Annotated in this window: 1 protein-coding gene; it reads left to right on the forward strand. The window is 62.8% G+C overall.

What is annotated here, in order from left to right:
* A partial coding sequence (locus tag Q4543_RS24415) for a nucleotide sugar dehydrogenase (RefSeq protein ID WP_303442758.1) occupies positions 1 to 984 on the forward strand: 984 nt, incomplete at both ends.

Here is a 984-nt window from a genome sequence, read left to right on the forward strand (position 1 = left end):
GCCGAGCTCGAAGAGTTCCTGGCAGAGCGCAAGCTGACGCTGAGTGCCACGCTTGATGCCGCCGCCGCCTATGTCGATGCGGATTACGTCATCGTCGCCACGCCCACCAATTACGACGCCAAGTCGAACTATTTCGACACCTCCAGCGTCGAGGCGGTGATCGCGCAGGTGATCGCCGTCAACCCGCGCGCCACCATCGTGATCAAATCCACCATCCCCGTCGGCTACGTGCGCCAGCTGCGCCGCGAGATGGAAACCGATCAGGTGATCTTTTCCCCCGAATTCCTGCGCGAGGGCCGGGCGCTTTACGACAACCTGCACCCGTCGCGGATCATCGTCGGCGAGCGCTCCGAACGGGCCGAAACCTTCGCGCGACTGCTGCTTGAGGGCTCCGAGGAAACCGAGGTGCCCACGCTGTTCACCGACCCCGACGAGGCCGAGGCGATCAAGCTGTTTGCCAACACCTATCTTGCGATGCGCGTCGCCTTCTTCAACGAGCTCGACAGCTATTCGCTGGCCGGTGGCATGGACAGCCGCCAGATCATCGAAGGCGTCAGCCTCGATCCGCGCATCGGGGCGCATTACAACAACCCGTCCTTCGGCTATGGCGGCTACTGCCTGCCCAAGGACACCAAGCAGCTGCTGGCCAACTATTCCCACGTGCCGCAGAACCTGATCCGCGCCATCGTCGATGCCAACCGCACCCGCAAGGATTTCCTGTCCGATCAGATCCTGATGCGCGGGCCCAAGGTGGTGGGCATCTACCGCCTCGTGATGAAGGCGGGCTCGGACAATTTCCGCCAGAGCTCGATCCAGGGCATCATGAAGCGGCTCAAGGCCAAGGGCGTCGAGGTCATCGTGCATGAGCCGGTGCTGGAAGAAGCCGATTTCTTCCGCAGCCGCGTGGTCAACGATCTGGAGGCCTTCAAGGCCGAATGCGACCTGATCGTCGCCAACCGCATCACCGACGATCTGCGCGACGTG

The organism is Salipiger sp. 1_MG-2023 (genome assembly GCF_030547555.1).
In the GTDB taxonomy this organism is placed as follows: domain Bacteria; phylum Pseudomonadota; class Alphaproteobacteria; order Rhodobacterales; family Rhodobacteraceae; genus Salipiger.